We start from the raw sequence: 5,749 nt of genomic DNA, 5'->3' as shown, positions 1-5,749 counted from the left end.
ACATCGAAGCGTTCAGAAAACCGTTGAGGGCTGCGCGATTCTGCGCCACCTTCGCAGTGTCATGAAACGGAGATGAAGTATGCAATTCTCATCGGACCTGGAGCGTCAGCTCAACGGCTATGGACTGACCACCGCGCATATCCTCTATCGCATTCCCGACTTCGAATCCGTCCTGCAGACTTACGTTTGGCAGGACTATGATCTTGCCCCGGATTTCCCTGAGATGTGCAAGTTCCTGAACTTCTGGAAGGCCAGCCTCGACGGACCACTGCATTCCGTCCGCTACACCCACCAACGTCTGATCGGCCCTAACGAATGGCGCCGTGTCGAGGGCGAATTCAAGCTCCACTGAAGCCTTGAAAACGAAATTTTACTTTCTTAGCTCTCGCGGCCGGGGCTTCATGAGCTCGGCCGAGATCGCTGGTCTGTCCGGAGTGAGTTGATCTGGAAGAGAAGATCAAGATCATCAGAGACCTCGGCATCGAGGAGCGCGAGGAAGTCTTTGTCGACATCGCGCGCATCCTTAAAGGGACTGCACAAGTGCATGGCGACCGTCACTTTGCTGCGCTCAAGGCCAACATGGCCAAGGCGATCCGCATCGATGCCAACGAACCGGCGCGAGATGATCCACAAAAGGCCGAACGCGTGCTGCAACAGGCTACCACGATGATCTCGCGCTTCAACTCGGCGCACATCGAATGACGAGCCACGCGATCCACTAACCATAGGCTCATCGGACATGGCGTGCGGGTCCGGCAACAATCACTGACGCCAAACGTCTGGACCACACGCCGCATTCCATTCACCTGCCGCGACGGTTCGACGATCTGCGTGAAGTACCTAGCGATGGCGCGAGCTGCCGGGGCTCACGCCAAGATTTACGGCTCTTCAGGAACCGCAGGTTCCTTCCCAAGTTATTTCGATCAAGGAGGATGTCATGGACGACGAACACATCAAACGCCGTGCGTATGAGAAATGGGAAGCTGAAGGCCGGCCGGAGGGCGAGCATGAGCGCCACTGGCACGAGGCCGAGAAGGAGCTCGGTAATAGTAGCGAACTTCCGCAGACGTCTTCGCCCGCACATCATAGTGGAGTGAACGTTCCGGACGGTCACGATCAGACAACCTCTGATGCGATCCCCTCGCAGAGCGGTAAACCCGGAAGCTTCAAGCCGGGCGAGTTGGCGTCGGAGAATAAGTAGCGGATATGCGCAGCAAGGCGCAAGCCGTCGCGACGCGACGATTGCAGCTGCCTATGGCGCTTCAGGCGACTTTGCTCAGTACCTGCCAGGCGAAATCGACCAGCAGGAGAGCGATCTGGTAGCCGCGTCGCTGCAGCCAATGGGCAACGTTTCGTGCACGGGCGCCGACGAGGTCATCGACGAGCACCACAAGCGCCTCCTGCGGCAGAGGGTCCCTTTAGAGGGATCGCGGCCTGAAGAGCTAGATCACGGTTTGACACATGGTGCAGGCAAACGTACTCAACGTCCGCCGCCATCTTTCGACGGCCGKCGGCCACCAATCTCTCAAGAATGGCGCTCATCGCGGTTGCGTCGGAAAGGTTAGCCGTCCTGATCCTCATCCAGAAAGCCCCGCCCACGAGCGCTCAGATCGCGCGTACGTTTTCCGCCTTCGACTTGCCGGTCTTACGATCCTGACCCAGGTCGTAAGAGACGTTCTGCCCTTCGCGCAGCAGCGTCGAGCCCTGGACTGCACTCACATGAACGAAGACGTCCTGGCCGCCATCGTTTGGCGTAATGAAGCCGAAGCCCTTGTCCTGATTGAAAAACTTGACTGTGCCGTTCGCCACTTCGAATTCCCCGATTTGGATTAAGGGGAAATTCATAACCGCTCGACGTCTCCGCCGCAATGGTGTGCCCTTGCCGGCCGGAGACCGGCGCTTGGTGGCGCAGCGGGCGATACCCGCCATTTTCGGGAAGCGACCATCGAGGTCCGCCGGTCGCTTCCCGACCCCGAGCGATCCGCCGCCTGGCGCTCGAGAGACCGGCAACATACGCTCTATCAGCAAGTCTCGGTATCGGTACGGAAAAATTCCACTCGGACGTTGCCGCAATGCAGCACCTGAGAGTTCATCCCAGCGGACAAAAAGCAAAGGCTTGCATGCGGTTACACTGTGAACAGGCTGTGGATAACGTGTGGGTGACAGTTATTGGCCGAACGGCGCGTTTCCTGTCCGTTCACCACCAGCTTGCCAAAGTGCACCGACTCGGTCGACATTCGTTCCAACCACTCCTCGGCCTCCGCCGCAAACGTTGCCGGGATGGTTCGGGCGCTCCCCATTGGGTCGAGCGCCCTTTTTCATTCCAGCCGATGTCGGGCGAGATGCTTCGCATCCTTTTCCAGAAGCGATTCGGGGGAAAGGTACGCGACGGTGGCGGCGCCACTGGCTGCTTCTCTGGATGCGAGCAGTTGAGATCGTTCGAATTCGGACCTCGCCAGATCGGCCGCAGCGTTGGCGCTCTCAACTTCGGCCTCTGCAACCGATCCAATGAGCGGTTTCGTCGCGACACGCCGCGACCTGGTCGAAGCGATGGCCTCCCGGTTGAGCAACCATGGTTTCAAGGTACGCTTTGAAATCCTGTCAAATGCCGGGCCGGATGTTCGCATTGCCGAACTACCCTACCGGTTCGCGACCCGTTCAGCCGGCCACAGCAAGAGGATCGTCGCGTCGCTCTTCAACTTGGAGCTGCTTGTTGCCAAGGCAACGAGAGCGGCCATCCCCTTGCGGCTGGTTTGCCTTGTCATCCTCGGCGCCGCTTTCATGGCCTTACACATGGCGCTGCTAGCCGCRGTTCTTGCGACGGGCACGGAGTTCGCGTGGGCTCAAGCGAGCGCAAGCGTCGTCACCGTGATTGTCAATTTTTCAGGTAATAACCTGATGACCTGTCGCGATCAACGGCTGCGAGGCCGAGGCTTGCTCCGAGGGTTGTCGATATATTCCGCAGTAGTTAGCCCTGGAGCCGCGGTCAATGTCGGTATCGCGACGGCTTTGTTCGCGGCGGCTAGCCCCTTGGTAGGCCGCCGGTCGCACGTGATGACCATCGACTTTCTCCCTTGCCGTCGAAGGCGTGCGCGATGGTCATTCTACCGCATCTAACCGATGGCAAGTCGGGCGGCAATCGCGTTGAGGGGAAGCAGGTCGAGCGCCCCTTAACTGGCGCGATGCCATCCGAGAATCTCTCCATGTCGCCGCGGCACATCGCGTCTATGCAGCCGTCAGGGCCTTGTAATCGTCGCCAGCGAGAAGCTTGGGCAAGGGACGGGATGGCCCGGTCCTGCAAGCCAGAAGATCCCCGTCCCGTTGCGCGCTTGCAGATCGGCCGGGGAGGGCAGGCAAAGTCGCCCTCCTCGTTATACCAGTTGAGCGGTTCATCGGCCCGACACATTAGCTCAAATGCCGCCTTGCGGCCGGCGAATCCAGTCAAGCCAATCAAGGCACCAATGTGGGCCAGGTGAACCATGAGTGATTGGCTGCCGGGAGTATTGCCAGGCATTGAAATGAGCCTAACGTTTCCATCACGAAAAAAAGTCGATGCCCAATTGCCGAAATTGACCAAGCAGGCGTTGAAGGGCTTACGCTGACGGACCCACAAACGGCTTCGCAACGAAGATCAGCTACCGCGCCCGCGTTTCATGATCTGCTCCAACCTCACCGGGCGCAATTTTTGGGCATCCACGCCGACGTCGAATTGGCGAGGCAGCGGTTTTAGACGCCCGTGCGAGTGGCCGTGCAGATTGATCGATCTCTTGCCCATCTGGTTCCACGTCCTGAAAGCGTAGTGGCAGAGGATCAGGTGGTGATCGTCAGTGCGTATTTCGGCATAGTGTTGGACGCTCGTCCAACCCCTCGCTTCAGTGGTCGTTGTTGGATCGTTATTACCAACTACCAGGTGTTTGCGCCCGTTCAAGCGCGATAGAAGCTGGTCGCAATCGCCTGCGCGGGCCGACATGAAATCGCCGAGATGCCAGACATCGTCATCTTCGCCGACGAGGCCATTCCAGTTTTGGATCAGCGCCAGATCGTGGGCGGCCATGTCTGGGAAAGGACGTCGGTCGATCCTGAGGACACGCGGATCGCCAAAATGGGTATCGCTGGTAAAGAAGATCATTGATGGAACATGGGGCCGGAGCGTCCGTCGCCAAGATATTGTGGCGCTTCGAAAAGAAGTCACCTTCCATTCTTTGCAGAGAAGCCGGAGACAGTGCCATTCCAGACCGACGATGGCCCTCCTTGTTTCAACAGCCCACATTGGAGCCAGGACAAGTCGCTTGTACCCTACCGTACCAACGCGTGGTTGCGGCGCAGAATCGGACTTTAGTCCGGTTGATGACCGCAGGCAGCCCGCTAGCTTCACCACTTTACACGACGCGGGGGCGCGCAAGCGGGTCGTCATGCCAATAACTGAATCGGATCGACTTTTGTTCAGCCGAGTTTGGGCTGTCGGCGCCAAAGCGGTCAAAGACGGTCACAATTCTGCGCTGCTCGATGTTACGCTTCATGCCCCTACGCTGGAACAATACCAGGATAGCCACGGTCAGCGGATGACCGATATGATCAAGGTCGTTCAGCTAGGAATCTCGAAGCTTCGTGATAGCGGCGAGCACATCGAAGGCGACGAGGACAGCATACGTCGGTCCTTGCGTCGCTCTGGTGCGCGGTATTCGTAGCGCGAGCGATTACATCCTATCGCTGACGATTTCACAAAATCCCTAGTGGCCCCGATCTTCCAACCATAACGCCATCGCTGTTGGCGGCGACGCGGGGCTGGCATCATCGCCCGGGATCTTCATGTCCCATTCAGGTGCGACTTCGCAAAATCCCGCGAGCGTTGCAGTATTCTTGGTATCAATAGTGAACGAAGCCACCTCTGACAGTTTCCAGTTCGGTCTGAAGGCACTTCTGAAGACACATCCCGACCTTCAGTCATATGCGTCAACGGCGCACCAGTTGACGGAACTGATCGAGACCTATGGTGAGGCATTGCAGTCTAGAGCGAAATACCAGACCGACGGTGGCGAACACGAATTGATTCTCGCCCATTATGAGAGCGTATGTATTGAGCTGGAGGAGCACCTCCGATCGAGCCTCTCCAACGAATGTCTCCGCGATGGCGGCTGATGTCTGGACCTGACGACAAACACGTTAGCCTCGCATTGATCGACGGGTCGACCCTTCTAACTCTTTAGAAGATGGCGTCTCGCTTGTTGCCTCGGATCGATCTGTTCAGCTTGCCGAACCAGCGATGCAGATCATCGCTGCGGATCCTTCATCTCCAGATATGTCAAACCGATGAGGCGCTCTTCGCGTTGGTCCGAAAGCCTGCGCAAGAAAGATCTGAAGATAATGCAGTGACCACGTTTCTGACCCGCCGCTAAAGCTGAAAATGATCCGTAGATGCAGATATGACTAAATCCAGTACTCAATAGGGACGATCCGCTTACACTGTTTTGATCGTCCCCGAGTAGGACCTTGGTCCGAGGCCGGTTGTCGCGGCAGTCCTATCTTCATTCCTGCCTGTTCACGAAGAACCTCACAATGCCGGTCTTCACGCCACTTGGAGGGCGCAGAGACCGCTTCAGAAAGGAGATCGCCATGTCATCCACGGAAGATCCGAAACTTCTGCCGCACAATACTGCGCGCAGACATTTTCTAGGTGTCGCTGCTGCCGCCGGTGTTCGGCTCGCGGGCGTGGCGGCATTGGCCACGGCAATTTCCACATCTCCTGCGA

The 5,749-nt window shown here is 57.8% G+C and carries 7 protein-coding genes and 2 pseudogenes; 6 read left to right on the top strand and 3 right to left on the bottom strand.

Features of this window, described 5'->3' with window-relative positions:
* Nucleotides 1–79: 79 nt before the first annotated feature.
* From AC1DF8_RS36180 to AC1DF8_RS36170, 3 genes are all read left to right on the top strand, one after another.
* A complete protein-coding gene (locus AC1DF8_RS36180; protein WP_113205169.1) occupies nucleotides 80–352 on the top strand; it encodes an usg protein in 273 nt (90 codons plus the stop codon).
* Nucleotides 353–444: 92 nt separating this feature from the next.
* On the top strand, nucleotides 445–702 hold the full coding sequence (locus tag AC1DF8_RS36175; protein WP_183849392.1) for a hypothetical protein: 258 nt from the start codon (nucleotides 445–447) through the stop codon (nucleotides 700–702).
* A 235-nt stretch (nucleotides 703–937) separates the two neighbouring features.
* A complete protein-coding gene (locus AC1DF8_RS36170) occupies nucleotides 938–1,201 on the top strand; it encodes a DUF2934 domain-containing protein (RefSeq protein ID WP_112547932.1) in 264 nt (87 codons plus the stop codon).
* 61 nt (nucleotides 1,202–1,262) lie between these two features.
* Here the strand turns inward: AC1DF8_RS36170 and AC1DF8_RS36165 are convergent.
* A pseudogene (locus AC1DF8_RS36165) lies at nucleotides 1,263–1,397 on the bottom strand (rhodanese-like domain-containing protein); the annotation flags it as partial.
* Between the two features lie 208 nt (nucleotides 1,398–1,605).
* The gene (locus AC1DF8_RS36160) at nucleotides 1,606–1,809 is read right to left on the bottom strand and encodes a cold-shock protein (protein ID WP_029616201.1); all 204 of its coding nucleotides are present in this window, start codon (nucleotides 1,807–1,809) and stop codon (nucleotides 1,606–1,608) included.
* A 699-nt stretch (nucleotides 1,810–2,508) separates the two neighbouring features.
* On the opposite strand from AC1DF8_RS36160, the gene AC1DF8_RS36155 reads away from it, so the two are divergent.
* A complete protein-coding gene (locus tag AC1DF8_RS36155; RefSeq protein WP_478157603.1) occupies nucleotides 2,509–3,117 on the top strand; it encodes a GtrA family protein in 609 nt (202 codons plus the stop codon).
* A 514-nt stretch (nucleotides 3,118–3,631) separates the two neighbouring features.
* Here AC1DF8_RS36155 and AC1DF8_RS36150 read toward each other — a convergent pair.
* On the bottom strand, nucleotides 3,632–4,129 hold the full coding sequence (locus AC1DF8_RS36150) for a metallophosphoesterase family protein (RefSeq protein WP_113209669.1): 498 nt from the start codon (nucleotides 4,127–4,129) through the stop codon (nucleotides 3,632–3,634).
* Nucleotides 4,130–4,872: 743 nt separating this feature from the next.
* Between AC1DF8_RS36150 and AC1DF8_RS36145 the strand changes: the two genes are divergently transcribed.
* Nucleotides 4,873–5,139: a hypothetical protein gene (locus AC1DF8_RS36145; RefSeq protein ID WP_478157601.1), complete on the top strand. Its 267-nt coding sequence runs from the start codon at nucleotides 4,873–4,875 to the stop codon at nucleotides 5,137–5,139.
* Nucleotides 5,140–5,613: 474 nt separating this feature from the next.
* A pseudogene (locus tag AC1DF8_RS36140) lies at nucleotides 5,614–5,749 on the top strand (Hint domain-containing protein); the annotation flags it as partial.

The organism is Rhizobium sp. 05N49 (genome assembly GCF_056396805.1).
Note: the sequence above shows the minus strand (reverse complement) of the source record. Positions and strands in the feature narration are given on the sequence as shown.